Annotated in this window: 14 protein-coding genes and 2 pseudogenes; 10 read left to right on the forward strand and 6 right to left on the reverse strand. The window is 72.8% G+C overall.

The genetic code is table 11. The annotated features are described in order from the left end of the window. The 5 genes from ACH4N1_RS09955 (at position 1) to ACH4N1_RS09975 (ending at position 5,172) form a co-directional block, all read left to right on the forward strand. Complete coding sequence (locus tag ACH4N1_RS09955; protein ID WP_398095920.1) at positions 1 to 1,335, forward strand: sulfate adenylyltransferase subunit 1; 1,335 nt, start codon at positions 1 to 3, stop codon at positions 1,333 to 1,335. Between the two features lie 303 nt (positions 1,336 to 1,638). Further along, positions 1,639 to 2,706, forward strand: a complete 1,068-nt coding sequence (locus ACH4N1_RS09960) for an aliphatic sulfonate ABC transporter substrate-binding protein (RefSeq protein ID WP_398095921.1) — start codon at positions 1,639 to 1,641, stop codon at positions 2,704 to 2,706. A gap of 36 nt (positions 2,707 to 2,742) precedes the next feature. Beyond that, complete coding sequence (locus ACH4N1_RS09965; RefSeq protein WP_398095923.1) at positions 2,743 to 3,531, forward strand: ABC transporter ATP-binding protein; 789 nt, start codon at positions 2,743 to 2,745, stop codon at positions 3,529 to 3,531. After that, positions 3,518 to 4,426, forward strand: a complete 909-nt coding sequence (locus ACH4N1_RS09970) for an ABC transporter permease (RefSeq protein ID WP_398095924.1) — start codon at positions 3,518 to 3,520, stop codon at positions 4,424 to 4,426. Before ACH4N1_RS09965 ends, ACH4N1_RS09970 begins: the two co-directional genes overlap by 14 nt. 5 nt (positions 4,427 to 4,431) lie before the next feature. Further along, complete coding sequence (locus ACH4N1_RS09975) at positions 4,432 to 5,172, forward strand: sirohydrochlorin chelatase (RefSeq protein WP_398095925.1); 741 nt, start codon at positions 4,432 to 4,434, stop codon at positions 5,170 to 5,172. 70 nt (positions 5,173 to 5,242) lie between these two features. Here the strand turns inward: ACH4N1_RS09975 and ACH4N1_RS09980 are convergent, their stop codons facing one another. Further along, entirely contained in the window at positions 5,243 to 5,869 is a 627-nt protein-coding gene (locus ACH4N1_RS09980) for a DsbA family protein (RefSeq protein ID WP_398095927.1), read from the reverse strand. Between the two features lie 325 nt (positions 5,870 to 6,194). Between ACH4N1_RS09980 and ACH4N1_RS09985 the strand changes: the two genes are divergently transcribed. Further along, positions 6,195 to 8,447: an MMPL family transporter gene (locus ACH4N1_RS09985; protein ID WP_398095929.1), complete on the forward strand. Its 2,253-nt coding sequence runs from the start codon at positions 6,195 to 6,197 to the stop codon at positions 8,445 to 8,447. Positions 8,448 to 8,730: 283 nt separating this feature from the next. Here ACH4N1_RS09985 and mgt read toward each other — a convergent pair. After that, positions 8,731 to 9,970, reverse strand: a pseudogene (mgt, locus tag ACH4N1_RS09990) (macrolide-inactivating glycosyltransferase). A 421-nt stretch (positions 9,971 to 10,391) separates the two neighbouring features. On the opposite strand from mgt, the gene ACH4N1_RS09995 reads away from it, so the two are divergent. After that, complete coding sequence (locus tag ACH4N1_RS09995; protein ID WP_398095930.1) at positions 10,392 to 11,246, forward strand: phosphotransferase enzyme family protein; 855 nt, start codon at positions 10,392 to 10,394, stop codon at positions 11,244 to 11,246. An 82-nt stretch (positions 11,247 to 11,328) separates the two neighbouring features. On the opposite strand, the gene ACH4N1_RS10000 is transcribed toward ACH4N1_RS09995, so the two are convergent. The 4 genes from ACH4N1_RS10000 to ACH4N1_RS10015 form a co-directional block, all read right to left on the reverse strand. Further along, positions 11,329 to 12,054, reverse strand: coding sequence for a 3'-5' exonuclease (locus ACH4N1_RS10000; RefSeq protein WP_398095932.1), 726 nt, complete (start codon positions 12,052 to 12,054; stop codon positions 11,329 to 11,331). Positions 12,055 to 12,251: 197 nt separating this feature from the next. Further along, the gene (locus ACH4N1_RS10005; protein ID WP_398095994.1) at positions 12,252 to 13,517 is read right to left on the reverse strand and encodes an SAV2148 family HEPN domain-containing protein; all 1,266 of its coding nucleotides are present in this window, start codon (positions 13,515 to 13,517) and stop codon (positions 12,252 to 12,254) included. Between the two features lie 72 nt (positions 13,518 to 13,589). After that, positions 13,590 to 14,933: a copper amine oxidase gene (locus tag ACH4N1_RS10010; RefSeq protein WP_398095934.1), complete on the reverse strand. Its 1,344-nt coding sequence runs from the start codon at positions 14,931 to 14,933 to the stop codon at positions 13,590 to 13,592. A gap of 91 nt (positions 14,934 to 15,024) precedes the next feature. Beyond that, complete coding sequence (locus ACH4N1_RS10015) at positions 15,025 to 15,876, reverse strand: Tat pathway signal sequence domain protein (RefSeq protein ID WP_398095936.1); 852 nt, start codon at positions 15,874 to 15,876, stop codon at positions 15,025 to 15,027. Between the two features lie 191 nt (positions 15,877 to 16,067). Between ACH4N1_RS10015 and glgX the strand changes: the two genes are divergently transcribed. From glgX to ACH4N1_RS10030, 3 genes and pseudogenes are all read left to right on the forward strand, one after another. Then, positions 16,068 to 18,185: a glycogen debranching protein GlgX gene (gene glgX, locus ACH4N1_RS10020; protein WP_398095937.1), complete on the forward strand. Its 2,118-nt coding sequence runs from the start codon at positions 16,068 to 16,070 to the stop codon at positions 18,183 to 18,185. 94 nt (positions 18,186 to 18,279) lie between these two features. After that, positions 18,280 to 20,670 (forward strand): malto-oligosyltrehalose synthase, encoded by a 2,391-nt coding sequence (gene treY / locus ACH4N1_RS10025; protein WP_398095939.1) that lies wholly within the window; start codon positions 18,280 to 18,282, stop codon positions 20,668 to 20,670. Beyond that, positions 20,574 to 21,222, forward strand: a pseudogene (locus tag ACH4N1_RS10030) (3-hydroxyacyl-CoA dehydrogenase); the annotation flags it as partial. The gene treY and the pseudogene ACH4N1_RS10030, both read left to right, overlap by 97 nt. Positions 21,223 to 21,231: the final 9 nt, after the last annotated feature.

Raw genomic sequence — 21,231 nt, forward strand, 5'->3', positions numbered from 1 at the left:
ATGAGCACGATCACGACCGAGGAACTCGCGGCCACCACCCTGCTGCGGTTCGCCACCGCCGGTTCCGTCGACGACGGCAAGTCCACGCTGGTGGGCCGGCTGCTGCACGACTCCAAGTCGATCCTCACCGACCAGCTGGAGGCCGTGGAACGCGCCTCGGCGAGCCGCGGCCAGGAGGGCCCCGACCTCGCGCTGCTCACCGACGGCCTGCGCGCCGAACGCGAGCAGGGCATCACCATCGACGTGGCCTACCGCTACTTCGCCACGGCCCGGCGCCGGTTCATCCTCGCCGACACCCCCGGCCACGTGCAGTACACCCGCAACATGGTCACGGGTGCCTCCACGGCCGAGCTGACGGTGATCCTCGTCGACGCCCGCAACGGCGTCGTCGAGCAGACCCGCCGCCACGCCGCGATCGCCGCCCTGCTGCGCGTCCCGCACGTGGTGCTCGCCGTCAACAAGATGGACCTCGTCGGCTACCAGGAGTCCGTCTTCGCCGCGATCGCCGAGGAGTTCACCGCCTACGCGGGCGAGCTGGGCGTTCCCGAGGTGACCGCGATCCCGATCTCCGCGCTCGCCGGGGACAACGTGGTGGAGCCGTCGGCGACCATGGACTGGTACGGCGGGCCGACCTTCCTGGAGCACCTGGAGACGGTCCCGGTCAGCCACGACCTGGCGCACTGCCACGCGCGGCTGCCCGTGCAGTACGTGATCCGGCCGCAGACCGCCGAGCACCCCGACTACCGCGGTTACGCGGGCCAGATCGCCGCCGGCACGTTCCGGGTGGGCGAGCAGGTCACGGTGCTGCCGTCCGGCCGCTCCACGAGGATCGCGGGCATCGACCTGCTCGGCACGCCGGTCGACGTGGCCTGGACGACGCAGTCGGTGACCGTCCTGCTGGAGGACGACATCGACGTCTCGCGCGGTGACCTGATCGTGCCCAGCAAGGACGCCCCGCCGACCACGCAGGACGTCGAGGCGACCGTGTGCCACGTCGCCGACGCGCCGCTGACCGTCGGCCACCGGGTGCTGCTCAGACACGGCACCCGCACCGTCAAGGCGATCGTCAAGGACATCCCCTCCCGTCTCACCCTCGACGACCTGTCCCTGCACCCGCACCCGGGACAGCTCGTCGCCAACGACATCGGCCGGGTGAAGATCCGCACCGCCGAGCCGCTGCCGGTGGACTCCTACGCCGACTCGCGCCGCACCGGCTCGTTCATCCTGATCGACCCGAGCGACGGCACCACCCTCACCGCGGGCATGGTCGGCGAGTCGTTCGCCTCCCCCGAGCCGGTCAAGGACCCGGCCGAGGACGACGGGTGGGACTTCTGACGTGAACTCCACCGACTACTACTCCACGTTCGCGAAGGAGGGCGGCCGCGTCGGCAGCGGCGCCGTCGGCAGCGGGCAGGGCGGAGTGGCGCGATGTGTGCGCTGACGTACGCGCACTGCCCGCGCGCCCGCACCCCCCACCGCCGTAGACGAAAACCTGCCGACCCCCCGGCCACGACCTGAGAGACCGTGACCGCCGGGCCGACGAGAGGAAGACCTCCCGTGCCTGCCAACCTTCCCCTCCCCCGGCTCCGTCCGGACGGGGGCAGCCCTCGCCGCCTGCTTCGCCGCGGCCTCGCCGTCATGGCGGTGCTTCCCCTCCTGACCCTCGCCGCCTGCGGTTACGGCTCGAAGGCCGAGGACGAGCCGGCCCGGCAGAAGGTCGCCGCCGGGGCGGAGAAGGTCGACGGTCTCGACTCCGTCAGGATCGGCTACTTCGGCAACCTCACGCACGGGACCGCCCTCGTCGGCGTGAACAAGGGCTACTTCCAGCAGGCTCTCGGCGCCACCGAGGCGTCGTACCAGGTCTTCAACGCCGGCCCGTCCGAGATCGAGGCGCTCAACTCCGGCTCCATCGACATCGGCTGGATCGGCCCCTCCCCCGCCATCAACGGCTACACCAAGTCGAACGGCAAGAACCTGCGCATCATCGGCGGTTCCGCCTCCGGCGGCGTGAAGCTCGTCGTCGACCCGAAGAAGATCAAGTCCCTGAAGGACGTCAAGGGCAAGAAGATCGCGACCCCGCAGCTCGGCAACACCCAGGACGTCGCGTTCCTCAACTGGATCTCCGAGCAGGGCTGGAAGGTCGACGCGGAGAGCGGCAAGGGCGACGTCTCCGTCGTCCGCACCGACAACAAGATCACCCCCGACGCCTACAGGTCCGGCTCCGTCGACGGCGCCTGGGTGCCCGAGCCGACCGCGTCCAAGCTGGTCGCCGAGGGCGCGAAGGTGCTGCTCGACGAGTCCGACCTGTGGCCCGAGAAGAAGTTCGTGATCACGAACATCATCGTGTCGCAGAAGTTCCTCAAGGAGCACCCGAAGGCCGTCGAGGCGGTCCTGAAGGCGTCGGCCGACGTCAACGAGTACATCGACGCCCACCCGGACGAGGCGAAGGCGGCGGCGAACGCGCAGCTGAAGGCGGACTCCGGCAAGGCACTGCCCGCGGAGGTGCTGGACCCGGCCTGGAAGTCCATCCGGTTCACCGACGACCCGCTGGCGGCCACGCTGAACAGCGAGGCCCGGCACGCGGTCGAGGCCGGCCTGCTGGACGACCCGCTGCTGGACGGCATCTACGACCTCGCGCCCCTGAACAAGGTCCTTCGGGCCGCGGGTGAGCCCACCGTCGACGACGCCGGCCTCGGCGTCGAGTAACCACGCAACCACGAGAGTTCCCAGGAGGTGACGACCATGGCAACCACCCTGGCCAAGGCCGCCGACGGCACCGAGTCGGTGGCCCACGCCGCCCGCATCGAGCACGTCTCGAAGTCCTTCACCGGCCCCGCCGGGCCGCAGCTCGTCCTGGACGACATCACCCTCGATGTCGCGCCGGGCGAGTTCGTCACCCTCCTGGGGGCCTCCGGCTGCGGCAAGTCGACGCTGCTGAACCTGGTGGCGGGGCTCGACGCCCCGACCGCCGGCCGGATCAGCACCGACGGGCGGCCGGCCCTGATGTTCCAGGAGCACGCCCTGTTCCCGTGGCTCACCGCGGGCAAGAACATCGAACTCGCCCTGAAACTGGGGGGAGTTGCCAAGAACGACCGGCGCGGCCGCGCCGAGGAGCTGCTCGAACTGGTCCGGCTGAAGGGCTCGTACGGCAAGCGGGTGCACGAACTGTCCGGCGGTATGCGCCAGCGGGTGGCGCTGGCGCGGGCCCTCGCCCAGGACGCGCGGCTGCTGCTGATGGACGAGCCGTTCGCGGCGCTCGACGCGATCACGCGGGACGTGCTGCACGACGAACTCACCCGGATCTGGGCGGAGACGGGCCTCTCGGTGCTGTTCGTCACGCACAACGTGCGGGAGGCGGTGCGGCTCGCGCAGCGCGTCGTGCTCCTGTCCTCCCGGCCGGGCCGGGTGGCGCGCGAGTGGACGGTCGGCATTCCGCAGCCGCGCCGCATCGAGGACGCTCCCGTCGCCGAGCTGTCCCTGGAGATCACCGAAGTCCTGCGTGGGGAGATCCGCCGTCATGGCCAGCACTGAGACCAGCGACCCGACGGCGAAGGCCCCGGTCCGCGACAACGGCATCGCGGGGGTGGAGGCGGGCCTCGACGCCCTCGAGACGTCGACGGCGGCCGGTACGACCTTCCGCCAGACCTTCGTCAACAAGATCCTGCCGCCGATCGTCGCGGTCGCGGTGGTCCTGGTGGTCTGGCAGGCGCTGATCACCTTCAGGGTCGTCGACGACCCGGCGAAGCTGCCGTCCCCGTCCGACGTGGGCGCCGAGTTCAAGAACGCGTGGCTGGAGGGCAAGCTCCTCGGGTACATCTGGACCAGCGTCTCGCGTGGTCTGCTGGGCTTCCTGATGGCGCTCGCCATCGGCACCCCGCTGGGTCTGCTGGTGGCCCGGGTGAAGTTCGTGCGCGCCGCGATCGGCCCGGTCCTGTCCGGTCTGCAGTCGCTGCCGTCGGTGGCGTGGGTGCCGCCCGCGGTGATCTGGCTGGGCCTGGACAACTCGATGATGTACGCGGTGATCCTGCTCGGCGCGGTCCCCTCCATCGCCAACGGCCTGGTCTCCGGCATCGACCAGGTGCCGCCGCTGTTCCTGCGGGCGGGCCGCACGATGGGCGCGACCGGGCTGAAGGGCGCCTGGCACATCGTGCTGCCGGCCTCCCTGCCCGGTTACCTGAGCGGTCTGAAGCAGGGCTGGGCCTTCTCCTGGCGGTCGCTGATGGCGGCGGAGATCATCGCCTCCTCCCCCGACCTGGGCATCGGCCTGGGCGCGCTGCTGGAGAACGGCCGCAACGCCAGCTCCATGGCGATGGTGTTCGAGGCGATCGTCCTGATCCTGTTCGTCGGCATCGCCATCGACCTGCTGATCTTCAGCCCGCTGGAGCGACGGGTGCTGCGCGGGCGCGGACTGCTGGTGAAGGGCTGATCCTCGTGTGCCGAGAACCGGTCCTCCTCGTCATCGCCCACGGCAGCCGCGATCCGCGGCACGCGGCGACCGTCCACGCCCTCGTGCGGCGGGTGCGGTCGCTGCGGCCCGGGCTGCGGGTGGAGACCGGTTTCCTGGACTTCAACGTCCCGTCCGTGCAAGGCGTGCTGGAGTCGCTGGCGGCGGAGGGCGTGCGTGACGTGGTGGCGCTCCCGCTGCTGCTGACGCGCGCGTTCCACGCCAAGGCGGACATCCCGGCCGTCCTGCGGGACGCTCCGCGCCGGCTGCGGATCCACCAGGCGGAGGTGCTCGGCCCCTCCCCGCTGCTGCTCTCCGCTCTGGAACGGCGGCTGTACGAGGCGGGGCTGACGCCCGCCGACAAGTCCTCGACCGGGGTCGTGCTGGCCTCGGCGGGGTCCACGGACCCGGAGGCGATCGCGGTGATCGCAGACATCGCGCGGGAGTGGTGGCACACCGGTTGGTGCGCCGTGCGACCCGCGTTCGCCTCCGCATCACTGCCGCGCACCGAGGACGCGGTGCGCGAACTGCGCGAGCTGGGCTGCTCCACGGTGGCGGTCGCCCCGTACGTCCTGGCCCCCGGCTTCCTCCCCGACCGCATCGCCCGGGGCGCGGCGCGGGCGGACGTCCTCGCCGAGGTGCTGGGCCCGTCCCCCGAGGTGGCCCGCGTCCTGCTGGAGCGGTACGACGCGGCCCGCGTCCCGATGCCGGCGGCGGTCGGGGCCTGAGGGCCCTGCCCGCGGGCGGGAACGGGCCGGGCGGCCGGGACGGCCGGGACGGCCGGGACGGCCGGGACGGTCACGCGTAGGACAGGCCGCCCACCCTGGTCCGCTTCAGCTCGAAGAAGTCGGGGTCGGCCGCCAGCACGCGGAAGGCGTCGAAGAGTTCCGCGGCCCGCTCCCCGCGCGGGACGGCGCGCAGCACGGGCCCGAACCACACCGCCCCGTCCACGTGGATCGTCGGTGTGCCGACGTAGGCGCCGGAGTCCGGCTCGGCCCCCGCCGCGTGGGTGCGGCGGACGGCGTCGTCGTACGAGGGGTCGTGGGCGGCCCCGGACAGACCGGCGGGCAGGCCCAGTTCGGCGAGGGCGTCGGCGATCACGGCGTCGAAGTCCTTGACCCCCTGCACGTGGATGCGGGTGCCGAGCGCGGTGTAGAGGTCCCGCAGGATCGCGTCGCCGTGCTGCCGGGCCGCCGCGACGGCGACCCGGACCGGGCCGATCGAGCTGTCGACCAGCGCGCGGTACCAGTCCGGCAGTTCGTTGCCCTCGTTGTGCAGATACAGGCTCATGACCCGGAACCGGAGGTCGAGCGGGCGCCGCCGTTCGACCTCCAGCAGCCAGCGGGAGGTGATCCAGGCGAACGGGCAGGCGGGGTCGAACCAGAGGTCGACACGGGGGCGGGCGGGGGCGGGCGTGTGGGTCATGCCGGCGACGGTAGTCCCCCGGTGGGCCTTTGCCGTGGCCCAATCGGGAGCGTCTTCAGTGGCCCACCCGGGCGCCCTGCCGCGGTGGTCCGGCCCGGCGGACCGGACAGCGGGGCGTGACCCTGATCATCGGCCCCGAGAGCCGGCGATAGATGTAGGGGGCCGCTGTCCTCCCCAGCGGTGAGACGGCGGGGTCCGAGGGGAGGAGCCGGGCGGCCCGCACCTCGTCGAACAGCACGACGAGATGGCTTTATACGCCCCCTACCTTCGAAGGGAGAGGTGGCGGCAGGGGGCTGCCACCGCACCTCGAGGGAGAAAGCCCGTCATGGGGAACGGAGATTCACGGGTGCGGGGCATCGCCGCGCGGGCCGGCGGCTGGAGTGCCCGGCACCGCTGGACGGCCGTCGGGATCTGGGTGCTGTTCGTGTTCCTGGCGATGGCCCTGGGTTCGGCGGCCGGCCGGGTCGACGTCAAGGACAGCGACCAGCTCAAGGGGGAGACGCACACCGCCGCCAAGATCATCGAGGACGCCGGGATCGAGGAGCCCGCGAGCGAGACGGTCCTCGTCCAGGCCAAGGACACGAAGCTGAAGGCCACCGACGCCGCGTTTCGCGAGGCCGTCGAGGCGGTCGTCACGGCCGTCGAGGGCACCGGCAAGGTCACCGAGGTCACCTCGCCGTACGACTCGCGGACGATCTCGAAGGACGGCCGCAGCGCGCTGGTGCAGTTCGACGTGCGCGGCGACTCCGACACCGCCGGCGAGCGGATCGAGCCGGTCCTGAAGGCCGTCGAGGGCGTGCAGAAGGACCACGAGGCGCTGCGGATCGAGGAGATCGGCGGCGCCAGCATGATGAAGACGTTCGACGACGCGTTCGGCGACGACTTCCAGAAGGCCGAGTACTCCGCGGTGCCGGTGGCCCTCGGCATTCTGCTCATCGCGTTCGGCGCCCTGGTGGCCGCCCTGCTCCCGGTGCTGCTCGCGGTCACCGCGATCATGGCGACGATGGGCCTCATGGGCGTCGTCAGCCACGTCATGCCGATGAGCGATACCGCCAACTCCGTTATGCTGCTGGTCGGCCTGGCCGTCGGCGTCGACTACTGCCTGTTCTACCTGCGCCGCGAGCGCGAGGAGCGCGAGGCGGGCCGGGACGGGCAGACCGCGCTGCGGATCGCCGCCGCGACCAGCGGCCGGGCGATCATCGTCTCCGGTGTCACCGTGTGCGTGGCGATGGCGGGCATGCTGTTCACCGGGCTCGCCGAGTTCGAGGCGATGGGCCTGGCCTCGCTGATGGTGGTGGCCGTGGCCATGGTCGGCTCCGTGACCGTGCTGCCCGCGCTCCTGTCGCTGCTGGGCGAGCGGGTCGAGAAGGGCCGCATCCCCTTCCTGCGGCGCCGTGCCCGCAAGGGCGGGGGCGGGGGCGAGAGCCGGTTCTGGTCGGCCGTCCTCAAGGGCGTCCTGGCCCGGCCCCTGGTCTCCGTGCTCGTCGCGGCCGGCGCGCTGCTGGCCATCGCGGCCCCCGCGCTCGGCATGAAGACCCAGAACCTCACCCTGGACCAGGAGTTCGGCGACTCGCTGCCGATCGTGCAGACCTACAACCGGGTCAACGAGGCCTTCCCCGGCGGCTCCGACCCGGCCGAGGTGGTCGTCCGGGCGAAGGACATCAACGCCCCCGAGGTGAAGTCGGCGCTCGCCGACTTCCGCGAGCGGGCGATCAGTTCGGGCGCCTCCCGCGGCCCCGTCGAGATCAAGCTGCACGACGCGCAGAACATCGCCTTCGTGTACGTCCCGCTGGTCGGCGGTTCCGACCTGGACAAGGCGGGCGCGAGCCTGGACAAGCTGCGTGACGACGTACGGCCCGCGACGCTCGGGAAGGTGGACGGCGTCGAGGCGCCCATCACCGGGCAGGTGGCCGGTTCCAAGGACTTCAACGACCAGCTGGCCGGAGCCGTCGTCCCGGTCTTCGCGTTCGTCGTCGTCTTCGCCTTCGCGCTGATGCTGCTCTCGTTCCGCTCGCTGACGATCGCGATCACCTCGATCGTGCTCAACCTGCTGTCCGTGGGCGCCGCCTACGGCATCCTCGTGGGGGTCTTCCAGCACGGCTGGGGCGCGTCCCTGGTGGGCGCGGAGGGCGTCGGCGCCATCGTCACCTGGCTGCCGCTGTTCCTCTTCGTGATCCTGTTCGGCCTGTCGATGGACTACCACGTGTTCGTGGTCTCCCGGATCCGCGAGGCGCGGCTGCGCGGCCGTACCACGCGGGACGCCATCACCCACGGTGTCGTCACCACGGCCGGGGTCGTGACCAGTGCCGCCGTCATCATGGTCGCCGTCTTCGCGATCTTCGGCACGCTGTCCATGCAGTCCATGAAGCAGATGGGCGTCGGCCTGGCCGCCGCGGTCCTGATCGACGCGACGGTCATCCGGGGCGTGCTGCTCCCGGCGGTGATGGCGCTGCTCGGCGAGCGCAACTGGTACCTGCCGACGTGGCTGCACCGGCTGCCCGACCTGACGCACGACGAGTCGGCCGAGGCCTTCGAGCCGACGGCGAGGGACGACGAGGGCGAGCCGGTGCGGGTGTGACCCGCTGACCCGAACCGCACGCCTCCGGAACCCCGGATCACCGGAGCCCTGAAGCCGGGCAGCCGGAGCCGGAGCCGGGGAGCCGGAGCCGGAGCCGGGGAGCCGGAGCCCTGGAGCCAGGGAGCCAGAGGCGTGGAGCCAGGGAGCCAGAGGCGTGGAGCCAGGGAGCCAGAGGCGTGGAGCCGGGGAGCCCGAAGTCGCCCCGGCCGGGGCCCGTCGATCACCGGGGAGTCGACGGGCCCCCACCCGTGTCCACCGGGACGCGGGTGGGGGCCGGGGACGGCTACCGGGCGGGCAGTTCGGCCTCGATGAGGTCGGCCGCCCGGCGGGTGCCGCCCTCCCCGGCCATGTCGGCCCGGATCGCCTTCAGGCGCCGGGCCACCTCCGCGTCGTCGACCAGGGCCAGGGCGGCGGCGCGCAGTGTCCCGGCGGTGGCCTCCTCGGCGGGGACGTGGCGGGCGACCCCGAGCTCTTGGAGCACGTCCGCGTTGCCGAACTGGTCAGCGGCCTGCGGTACGGCGATCATCGGCGTCGCCGTCGCCATCCCCTCCTGGCTGCCCCCGGCGCCGGCGTGGGTGACGAACAGGTCGGCCTGCCGCAGCACGGCCAGCTGCGGAACCCAGGAACGCACTTCCACGTTCGCGGGCACGTCGCCCAGCTCGGCGGGGTCGACGTGCCTGCCGATCTGGAGCACGAGGTGCCAGCCGGGCAGGCCGGCGAAGGCCTGGACGCAGGCGCGGTAGAAGTCCGGCCGCTTGGTGAAGGCGGAGCCCAGGGAGACGAGCACGACCTTCTCGGCGCCGGCCGGCCGGGGCCAGTCGCCCTCCGCGGTGCGGTCGCCCTGGCAGGCGCCGACGAAGGTGTACACGCTCTCGTCGACCCGGTCGGCGTTCGGCTGGAGCGCCTTCGGGATGAGCACCAGGGAGCGGGCGGGCCGGCCGACGAAGTCGTCGGGGTGGGCGGTGATGCCGTTCTCCTCCAGCCAGGCGTGGAAGCGGGCGTAGTAGGCCCGGCCGCGCGCGGTCCTCTTCGGCTCGGCCCACATCGGTTCGGCGACCTCCTGCTCGTAGCCCTCCCAGGCGACGAGGGCCGGTGAGAGGGAGATCGCGGGCACGCCCCAGCGGTGGGCGAGGACGCGGGCCGGGTAGGAGGCGATGTCGTGCAGGACGAGGTCGGGCTCGTCGCCCTCGTAGGCCTCGATCAGCTGGGGCAGCGCCTGCACGGCGTCGGCGAGGAAGGGTTCCACGTGGTCGAGGAGGGTGGAGCCCCAGGCCGACGGGTCGGCGTCGGGCGAGGGCAGGGTGGAGTGCCACGGCTTCACCTCGGCGCCGGTCGCGGCGACCTTGTCGGCGAGGGCGGGCGGGACGGCGTAGGTGACCCGGTGCCCGCGGGCGACGAGTTCGCGGATCACCTCCAGGCTGGGGTTCACATGGCCGTGGGCGGCGATGGAGAACATGGCGATGTGCGCGGGTGCGGTCATGTGATCGACGATAGGCGAGACGATACGTCTCGTACAACGCAATAACGTGCGGTGCCCCCGGGCTCCGCCCTCCAGCCGGTCGCGCGGCCCGTCCGGGCCGTTCGCACCGCTGGAGCACTCCCGGAAGGCCGGGGTGGCCGCCTCGTCCTTCCCCTCCGGGCAGCAGCGCACCGACTGCGCGCGGCGGGGCGCAGGTGGGCGGGCGAGGACGATGCCGGTGGTCCGGTCGTGCTCGGTGGCGTGCAGCGCCCGGTGGGCGAGCGTCCTCGCGCCCGCGGGCGGCACCCGGTCGCCCGGGGCCTGGCGGACCATGGGGGCGGCCCCGTCCCGCTCGTGAAGCGGGGGTGCGCCGTCAAGGCACCGCGCACACGGTCCGACCTGTGCGAATGCGAGACTGGGCGCCGGACGGCCGGTTCCCGACGTCGTCCCGGCAGGAGCAGACGGTCACGACAGGGAGGCGGACGATGGACGAGGCACGCGCGAGGGACGTACTGGCCGCGGCGGGGCTGCCGGCCGGCGGGGCGCGACTGCTCGCCCTGGGCGAGAACGCGGTGTTCGCCGCCGGTGACCTGGTGGTGAAGGTCGGCCGGGACGCCGAGCTGCTGGAGCGGGCCCGGCGCGAGCTGGAGGTCGCGGCCTGGCTGGCGGACGCGGGCGTCCCGGCGGTGCGGGCGGCCGAGGCGAAGCCCCTGCTGGTCGAGGGGCACCCGGTGACGGTGTGGCACCGGCTGCCGGACCCGGTGCGGCCCGCCGAGCCCCGGGACCTGGCCGGACTCCTGCGTCTCGTGCACGCGCTGCCCTCCCCCTCCTTCACCCTGCCGCCGCGCGATCTGCTGGCCGGTGTGGAGCGCTGGCTGCGGCTGGCCGGCGACGCGGTCGACCCGGCGGACGCGGCGTACCTGCGCGAGCGGCGGGACGGCTTCGCGGCGGCCGCCGCCGCGCTCACGCCCCATCTGCCGCCCGGCCCGATCCACGGCGACGCGCTCCCCCGCAATGTGCACGTCGGCCCCGAAGGGCCGGTCCTGGTCGACCTGGAGACCTTCTCCGCCGACCTGCGCGAGCACGACCTGGTCGTCCTCGCTCTCTCCCGCGACCGCTACGGCCTGCCCGCCGAGGCCTACGACTCCTTCACCGTCGCCTACGGCTGGGACGTGCGGGAGTGGGAGGGCTGCGCGGTGCTGCGGGGCGCCCGGGAGACGGCGAGCTGCGCCTGGGTGGCCCAGCACGCGCCGGCCGACCCCAAGGCGCTGGCCGAGTTCGGGCGCCGGGTGGCGTCGCTGCGCGACGGGGACGAGTCGGTGCGCTGGTACCCCTTCTGAGCCGCGCCCGGACGCCCCTGGTGAGCCCTGAGGGGCCGGCTCCGGCGTCTGCCCCGCACCGCCCGGCGGCCGTGGGCCGGGTTCAGAGGGTGTGGCTGTCCGCCGGCTCCCGCACCGGCCAGACGCCGTCGACGACGGCGTCCGCGTCGCCCTTGCGGCGCAGGAAGTCCTGGAAGTCCGCCGCCCAGGCCGCGTACCACTCGATCTGGCGGCGGTGCAGCTCCGCCGGGCCGAGGGAGGCGACCTTGGGGTGGCGCTCGGCTATCGCGCGGGCCAGGCGGGCGGCGGCGAGGGCGTCGGCGCGGGCGTCGTGCGCCGCGTCGAGGGTGACGCCGTACTCGGCGCAGACCGCTTCGAGGTTGCGCTTGCCGCGGCGGTAGCGGTCGGCCCAGCGGTCGATGGTGTACGGGTCGACGACCGGGGCGGGGTCGAGGCCGCCAAGGCGGTCGCGCAGGGAGGGCAGGCCGTGTCTGCGCAGTTCGGCGGAGAGCAGGGTCAGGTCGAAGGCCGCGTTGTAGGCGACGACGGGGACGCCGGTGCGCCAGTAGGAGGTGAGGACGCCGGCGATGGCGTCCGCGACCTCGTCGGCCGGACGGCCCTCGGAGGTCGCCCGTTCGTTGCTGATGCCGTGGACCGCCACCGCCTCCGCCGGGATCTCCACGCCCGGGTCGGCCAGCCATTCCCGGCCCCCGAGGACCTGCCCGTCCCTGACCTCGATCACGGCGCCCGTGACGATGCGCGCCTCACGCGGGTCGGTCCCCGTCGTCTCCAGGTCGAAGCCGATGAGCAGTTCGCGGTGCCAGGCCATGGTGGCCCCCCTTCTCGGTGGTGCTTTCCCCCAGTGGTCTCCACCTTCGCATGCACCACTGACAACCAGAGGAACGCGTTCCGCTCACCCCCGGGACGTTCCGGACAACTGCCGCAGACCACCCATGGACGATCGGGACAACCGGCCCGGACCGCCAGCGAACGACCAGGGCGCCGGTTGCGGACCCCCGCGAACGGTCAGGACACCGGCCGCGAGTCCGCCCAGGCCAGCTCGAACTCCTCGCGGTAGGAGGAGAAAAGTCCGCCTTCGTCGACCTCGCCCGACTTGACCACCCGGTTGCCGTTGCGCAGCACCAGCACCGGCGCCTCCATGCCGCGCATGCGCCGCAGATAGGACTGCACGACCGCGATCCCGTCGGTGCCGTCGCCGTCGACCAGGTAGGCGGTGAAGCGGGGCGTCTCGTCGTAGACCTGGATCTGGAAGGCGCCGGGGTCGCGCAGCCGGGAGCGGACCCGGCGCATGTGGAGGATGTTCATCTCCACGGACCGGCTCAGTTCGCCCCGCTTCATGCCGAGTTCGCGCTCGCGGCGCTTCACCGCGCTGGAGGCCGGGTTGAGGAACAGCAGCCGCACCCGGGCGCCCGCCTCCGCCAGCCGGACGAGCCGCCGGCCGGAGAAGTTCTGCACGAGCAGGTTGAGGCCGATGCCGATCGCGTCGAGCCGGCGGGCCCCGTCGAAGATGTCCTCGGCGGGGAACTGGCGCAGCAGCCGCACCCGGTCGGAGTGGACGGCGACCACGTCCGCGTACCGGTCGCCGACGAGGTCCTCGACGGCGTCCACGGGCAGCCGGCGCGCGGAGGGGACGTCGCCGCCGGTGCCGAGCATCTCCAGCAGGCGCGCGGAGGCGCGTTCGGCCTGGTTCAGGACGGCTTCGGACAGCGCCCGGTTGCGGGAGACGACGTTGCGGGTCACCTCCAGCTCGTCCAGGGCGAGTTCGACGTCCCGGCGGTCGTCGATGTACGGCTCGAAGCAGGGCCAGTGCTGCACCATCAGTTCCCGCAGCTGCGGCAGGGTGAGGAAGGAGATCACGTTGTCGTCGGCCGGATCGAGCAAGTAGCCCTTGCGGCGGCTGACTTCGCGGACGGCGACGGCGCGCTGCACCCACTCCTGGCCGGCGGGTCCGGCCGCGGCGACCACCCATTCGTCGCCGTGGACGGGTTCGTAGATGGGCCGCAGCACGGCGGCCACCACGGCGCGCAGCCGCTGTTCGACGAGGTTCAGCCAGATGTAGGCCCGGCCGGCCCGCTGGGCGCGGGTGCGCACCTCGCGCCAGGCCTCGGCGTCCCAGTCCAGCTCCGGCCCGATGGCGCCCTCCATCGGCCGGGCCAGGGACACCGTACCGGGCGGGACGTCTGTGGAGCCCCCCTCGCGACTGTCGTCACCAGGGGGCAGCTCCAGCCCTCCCGAGCCCACCCGCGCACCGCCTTCCGCTCCCCCGAGCATCCCCGTCCCAACGATCAAGGAAGGGTACTCCGGGAGCGGTCGGCGGTGCAGCCGGATGGACAGGGTCGTTTCTCAACTTCCGGTGCGCGGACGTCCGTTCTCGCCGACGAGGGCGGACGGAGTGAGCGGGCTCATAGCGGTGACGTCCCTGGGGGCGATGGAGAATCCCTGCCAGTGCACCGGCATGGGCTGCTGGTCCTCGTCCCGCGCGACATGGTGGAAGCCCACGTTCACCCAGGCCACGGGGTGGGTGAGGGCCTGTCCGTTCACCCACTTGTCGACGGTCGTGGGATGCCCGGAAGCGCACAGCCGGACGTTGTTGTTGGCGTACCGCTCACACTTGTCGTACTGCGTGAAGTAGATGTCGTGCCGGGTGAAGGCGCGGCCCGGGTACTTGCTGCTGACGCCGGGGACGATCTCGTACGACCGCGGGTGGCCGTCCTTGTTCTTGCCGGTGGTGCTGACCACGCGCCACCAGCGCATGTTCTTGGCGTCGCCCGCGAGTTCCTTGGTGACGGGGGTGCGGGTGGTCTTGTTGGTGGGGGCCTGGGCGCCGCTGGCGGGCGGCTTGACCACCGAGTCGTACTGCTCGACCTTGTTCTTCGACCCGTCGATGCCGAAGTCGAGCCGCCAGAACACGTTGTGGTTGTGGCTGGTGGCGTAGGCCCTGGCGCCCTTGCCTATCGGCCAGCCGCGGCCGTCGCCCGCGTCGTAGTCGAAGGGCGAGAGGCTGCCGGTGGCGCCGACGTTCATGGAGACGGTGCCGTCGTCGGAGAAGCGCCACTCGGTGATGTACTCGTACCAGCTCACCTTGTTGACGGTGTAGACGAGCAGGTCCTTGCCCTGCGCCTGGTACACCTTCCCGGAGTCGGTCTGCATCCGGTAGGCGTGGCCGCGGGCCCGCGTGGTGGTGCACAGGCCCTTCACGTTGGGGTTCTCGGAGTTGTAGGCGTCGGGGACCTTCACCGTCTTGATGGTGCCGCCGGGGCACTCGGCGGGACTCATGTTGACCAGGCCCGAGCCGAAGTTGTAGTCGGTGATGTCGTTGTACTCGTTGGAGCCGTCGTCGTACGGCACGTGGATCTGGGCGAGTTTGGCGCTGTTGAGGACTCTGATCGGGCGGGCCTCGCCGCGCGGCTGGTAGGAGACCTTCTCCAGGACGAGCCCGGACTTGGACTCGAAGCGCCAGCACATGCTCCAGGTCGTGCCGCCCGAGAGTTTCTGCTGGATGCGGTAGGCGGCGCTGCAGTCGGCGGCGGCCGCGGGGGCGGCCTTCGGCCGGGCGGCGGCCGGGGCGGTGCCGGTCGCGGACACTCCGGCGGCCAGCGCGGCCACGGACAGGCCGAGGGCCGCGCCCCTGCGGGCACGGCTGATCGCGGGCGGCCGGTGGCCGCCGTTCGGGTGGTTCAGGCGCATGCGGACATGACTCCCTGTGCGTCACCCTCCCGGGGCAGGCAGCGCGGCCGCGCGGGAGGTGCGGGTCGGAAAAGTGGACGGAAGGGGGCGCTCAGCGGGTGAGCGCGGCCACCTTGCGGGTACTGAGGTCGATCACCAGGGACCGGGTGTCGATCCACGGGCCGTTCTTCACCTTCAGCAGCAGCCGGGCGCAGCGGTGGATCCCGCACTGGTCGAAGGCGGCGGGCTGGGCGCCCGGCACCGCGCGGTACACCATGCTGGAGAGCTGCAGCTGCTCCGGTGAGGTGAGCTTCTTGCCGGTGGCGTCCTGGTAGTCGGCGCGCAGGCCCGCACCGAGCGGGTCGGCGATCAGCAGCGCGGCCGCCTCGGTGTTCTCGGCGCGGCTGAGCGGCGGCTGGACGCCCCGTCCGCTGTCGGTGGCCTCGACCTTGCCGGTGTCCAGGTTGACGGTCCGGGTGACGAGCGTGTCGTCCTCGTAGTCGTAGAACGTCACCTCGGCGCGGCGGGGTGCCGAGGGGTCGTCGATCTCGTCCGCGCCGGGTTCGGCGAGGTCCACGCCGAGGTGCTGCGGGCCGCGGTCGCCGTCGACGTCCCGGCTCGCGTCGAGCAGCTGCCGGTTGAGCGCGATGCGCTCGACACGGGCGATCTCGTCGTCGGTCAGCGGGTCGCGGCCGGTGCCGCGCTCGCCCTCGGCGGGCGCCCGCTCGACGACCCCGGGCGCCACCGCCGCCGCGCCGCCCTGCTGTCCCGCACCGTCCTGTCCCGCACCGTCCTGTGCGGCGTCCTGCCCGCCGGCCGTCACCCGGCCGGCCGATCCCCCTCCGGTTCCTTCCGCCCCCGCCGTGCCCGGCAGGGTGATCGCGATCATCGCGGCTGTCGCGGCCACCGCGACGGCCGCGCCTGCCACCACCTTGCCCAGGTGGCGGCGCACTGTCGTGCGCACATCTTCCCCCTACTCCCCCCTGTGCCCCGGGAGTACGTTGTAGGCCCCACTGGTTCGGCGTACGCCGAATGGGGCGTATGCACTGGTCGCCCGGTAAGAGGGACGTAAGTCACAGGTGGTTCCCTCACTTTCCTGGAGACTCGGTGCGAAGGCGGTCCCGGCGGAGCAGCACACCTGGAAGAGTCGTGTCCATGCAGGTCTGGCCTGGAGAGGCATATCCCCTCGGCGCCACGTACGACGGCGCCGGTACGAACTTCGCGGTCTTCACGGAGGCCGCGGACCGAGTAGAGCTGTGTCTGCTGCACGACGACGGCTCGGAGACGGCGGTGGAACTTCGCGAGAGCGACGCCTTCGTCCGGCACGCATACGTGCCGGGCATCATGCCGGGGCAGCGCTACGGCTTCCGGGTGCACGGGCCGTACGCGCCCGAGCGCGGGGCGCGCTGCAACTCGGCGAAGCTGCTGCTCGACCCGTACGCGAAGGCGATCAGCGGTGCGGTGCAGTGGGGCGAGGAGGTGTACGGCTACCACTTCGGAGCGCCCGACAAGCGCAACGACCTCGACTCGGCGCCCCACACGATGACGTCCGTGGTGGTCAACCCCTACTTCGACTGGGGCGACGACCGGCGCCCCCGCACCGAGTACCACCACACGGTGATCTACGAGGCGCACGTCAAGGGCCTCACGATGCTCCATCCGGGGCTGCCGGAGGAGCTGCGCGGCACCTACGCCGCCCTGGCGCACCCGGCGATCATCGAACACCTCACCGAGCTGGGCGTCACGGCGCTGGAGCTGATGCCCGTGCACCAGTTCGTCAACGATCACCGCCTGGTCGACATGGGCCTCAACAACTACTGGGGCTACAACACGATCGGCTTCTTCGCCCCGCACAACGCCTACGCCTCCTGGGGCGACCGCGGGCAGCAGGTCCTGGAGTTCAAGTCGGCGGTGCGGGCGCTGCACGAGGCGGGCATCGAGGTGATCCTCGACGTGGTCTACAACCACACCGCCGAGGGCAACCACCTGGGCCCGACGCTGTCCTTCCGGGGCATCGACAACGCGCAGTACTACCGGCTGGCGGACGACCCGCGGTACTACATGGACACCACCGGGACCGGGAACTCGCTGCTCATGCGGTCCCCCCACGTACTCCAGATGATCATGGACTCGTTGCGGTACTGGGTCACCGAGATGCACGTCGACGGGTTCCGCTTCGACCTCGCGGCGACCCTGGCCCGCCAGTTCCACGAGGTGGACCGGCTGTCGTCGTTCTTCGACCTGGTGCAGCAGGACCCGGTCGTCTCCCAGGTGAAGCTGATCGCCGAACCGTGGGACGTGGGCGAGGGCGGCTACCAGGTGGGGAACTTCCCGCCGCTGTGGACCGAGTGGAACGGCAAGTACCGCGACACCGTGCGGGACGTGTGGCGGGGCGAGCAGCGCGCGCTCGCCGAGTTCGCCTCCCGGCTGACCGGCTCCTCCGACCTGTACCAGGACGACGGGCGCCGGCCGCTGGCCTCGATCAACTTCGTGACCTGCCACGACGGGTTCACGCTGAGCGACCTGGTGTCGTACAACGAGAAGCACAATGACGCCAACGGCGAGGACAACCGGGACGGCGAGAGCCACAACCGGTCCTGGAACTGCGGCGTCGAGGGCGACACCGACGACCCGGACGTGCGGGAGCTGCGGTCCCGGCAGATGCGGAACTTCATGGCGACGCTGATGCTGTCGCAGGGCGTGCCCATGATCAGCCACGGCGACGAGGTGGCGCGCACCCAGCGCGGCAACAACAACGCCTACTGCCAGGACAGCGAGCTGTCGTGGGTGGAGTGGCCCGACCCCGAGGGGGAGGGCGACCGGATGCTCGACTTCACGCGGGCGATCGTGCGGCTGCGCAAGGAGCACCCCGTGTTCCGCCGCCGCCGCTTCTTCCACGGACGGCCCGTGGAGGGGACGCACGACGACCTGTCGGACATCGCGTGGTTCACCCCGGAGGGCAAGGAGATGGCCCAGCGGGACTGGAACTCGGCGCAGGCCTCGACACTGACGGTGTTCCTCAACGGCAACGCGATCTCCGAGCCGGGCTCGCGCGGGGAACGGATCACCGACGACTCCTTCCTGCTGATGTTCAACGCCTCCCCGAAGACCCTGGAGTTCGTGGTGCCGGTCGACCACGGCCGACAGTGGCAGGTGGTCGTGGACACGGCGAACCCGGAGTCCGTGCGGGGGGAGACGCCCGTGCGGGTCGCGGCCGGTGACCGGCTGACCCTGGTCGACCGGAGCATGATCGTCCTCCAGCGGCCCGCGTAGGCCGGCGGCCGGCGGTGGGCGCCGGCCGGTGGCCGGGATGACGCCCGGCGGCCGGGATGACACGAAAGGGGGCAGGGCGGGTACGTAGGTCTGCATGACCTCTGAGCGCCCTGTCCCCGTCGTGCCCACGGCCACCTACCGGCTCCAGCTCCAGCCCGGGTTCCCGTTCGGGGCCGCGGCGGCGGCCGTGCCGTACCTGGCCTCGCTCGGCGTGTCGCATCTGCACCTGTCGCCCGTGCTGGAGGCGGTGCCCGGCTCCCCGCACGGCTACGACGTGGTCGACCACACGCGCGTGCGGGCGGAGCTGGGCGGCGAGGAGGGGCTGCGGGCCCTGTCGCGCACGGCGCGCGAGCACGGGCTCGGACTGGTCGTGGACATCGTGCCCAACCACATGGCCATGGCCCCGCGGCACAACCGCGCCCTGTGGGAGGTGCTGCGGGAGGGCCCGCGGTCGCCGTACGCGCGCTGGTTCGACATCGACTGGGAGGCGCAGGGCGGCCGGGTGCTGCTGCCCGTCCTCGGCGCCCCGGTGGGCGAGGTCCTCGACGAGCTGCGCGTCGACGGGGACGTCCTGCGCTACTACGACCACGCGTTCCCGCTGCGCGAGGGGACCGCGGACCTGCCGCTGCCCGAGCTGCTGGACGCCCAGTGGTACCGGCCGGCGTGGTGGCGGCTGGCCCGTACGGAACTGAACTACCGGCGGTTCTTCAGCATCTCGGAGCTGATCGGGGTGCGGGTGGAGGACCCGGAGGTGTTCGACGCCACGCACGGCAAGATCCTCCAGCTGCTGCACGAGGGCGTGGTGGACGGGCTGCGCGTCGACCACCCGGACGGGCTCGCCGACCCCGACGCCTACCTGGCGCGGCTGCACGGGGCGAGCGGGGGCCGCTGGACGGTCGTGGAGAAGATCCTCGCCGACGGCGAACGGCTGCCGGACGCCTGGCCGGTCGCGGGCACCACCGGCTACGACGCCCTGCGCCACGTCGACGGGCTGTTCACGGACCCCGCGGGCGCCGGGGAGCTGCTGGGGCTGTACCGGCGGTTCGCGGCCCCGCGGGCGGACCGGGGCGGGGACTGGGCGGCGACGGTGCGGCGGGCGGCGTACGCAGTGCTCGGGCACGAGCTGGCGACCGAGCTGGACCGGCTGACGCGGGCGGCCACACGCGCGTGCGCGGCGTCGCCGGATCCGGCGCTGCGCGACCGGGCGCCCTGGGCGCTGCGCACCGCGCTGGAGGAGCTGCTGGTGCGCATGGAGGTCTACCGGCCGTACGTCTCGGGCGACGCGGCCGCCGTCGTCACCGAGGAGGCCGCCGAGGAGGCCCGGCTCGCCTTCGTCGTCCCCGAGGAGGCGGGCGCCGTGGACGTGGTGCGCGGCCTGGTGCTGGGCGGCGGGGAGGGGCCGGAGGCGGTGGAGTTCCGCGCCCGGTTCGCGCAGACGGCGTCCGCGCTGCGGGCCAAGTCGGTCGAGGACACGGCGTTCTACCGGTACGTGCCGCTGCTCTCGGCGAACGAGGTCGGCGGCGATCCCGGCCGGCAGGGCGTCTCCCCCGCCGCCTTCCACGCGTACTGCGTGCGCGTGCAGCGCGACTGGCCGCTCACCGGGACGGTCCTGTCCACGCACGACACCAAGCGCAGCGCCGACGTCCGGGCGGCGCTGGCCGTGCTCACCGAGTGCCCGGAACGCTGGGCGGAGGTCCTGGAGCAGGTGACGCACGCCGGGGAGGGCGTGCCGGACGGGCAGCTGGCGTGGGCGGCCTGGCAGACCGTGTTCGGGCTCGGGCCGGCCGCCCCGGAGCGCGTCCGGGAGGCCCTGCTCAAGCATGTGCGCGAGGCGGGCATGTACACGAGCTGGACGGAGCAGGAGCCGCCGTACGAGGAGGCCGTGGCGGCGTTCGTCACGGCGGGGCCGTGCGGGGTGCCGGGTGAGCGGGTGGCCGCCCTGCGGGAGGCGCTCGCGCCGCACGTCCGGGCGAACGTGCTGGGCGCGGCGCTGGTGCAGCTGACGATGCCGGGGGTGCCGGACGTCTACCAGGGCACGGAGGGCGAGTACCTGGCCCTGGTCGACCCCGACAACCGGCGCCCCGTCCGTTTCCCGCCGGCGGACGCCGGCCCCGAAGGCCTCGGTGCCGAGGGGATCGGCACCGGGGGCGCCGGCGTCAAGGAGGCCGTGACGGCGGCGGCGCTGCGGCTGCGCCGCCGGCATCCGGACGCCTTCGGTCCGGCGGCGACGTACGAGCCGCTGCCCGCCGAGGGGCCGGCCGCGGACCACTGCCTGGCCTTCGCCCGCTCCGGCCGGGTCGTCACGGCAGCCACCCGGCTGTCCCTGCGCCTGGCGGAGGCGGGCGGCTGGGGGGACACCCGGCTCACGCTCCCTCCGGGCAGGTGGGTGGACGCCCTGGATCCCGGCCGGGAGTTCACGGGCCACGCGCGCGTGGCGGAACTGTTCGGGCGGCTGCCGGTGGCGCTGCTGGAGAGGGTGGGGTGACACGCCTGGTACCACGCCCACCGCCACGGCGGCCTGAGCGCGGTCGTGGAGGTGCCGATGTGGGCGAGCGACCTGGTCGACGACCAGGCGCCGCACCCGGATCCCGCGGAGGCGATCCGAAGGCTGGCGGGGCGGCTGCTGCGGGACGCGCGGGAGGTGGAGCGGGTGCTGGCGGAGGCCTCGCCGCGGCTGGAGGACGTCGACGGGCCGCTGCTGCGGGCGGCCCGCTGGGTGCTGGAGCTGGTGCCGGGGCTGGCCGCCGACTGGACGCACACGCCCCCGGCCGACACCACGGTGGCGTACGTCGGGAGTGTGGACGCCTTCGCCCGTCGGCTGCCGCTGCGGGCGGCGGCGATGCTGTGGCGGGTGCTGCGGGAGCGCGACGACCGGGCGGCGCCCCGTCTGGAGCGTCTCGTGGCGGGGTGGAGCGACGCGTTCGCCGAGCGGTTCCGGGCCCGCTGGGTGCCGTTGGAGCACCAGGTCGAGCACCAGTCCCGCACGGTCGTCGCGGCGGCCCTGCACGCGCGCGAGGGGGCACCGCGGCAGCCGTAGGGGCCGGCC

The organism is Streptomyces sp. NPDC017202, from assembly GCF_044331705.1.
Lineage (GTDB): Bacteria > Actinomycetota > Actinomycetes > Streptomycetales > Streptomycetaceae > Streptomyces.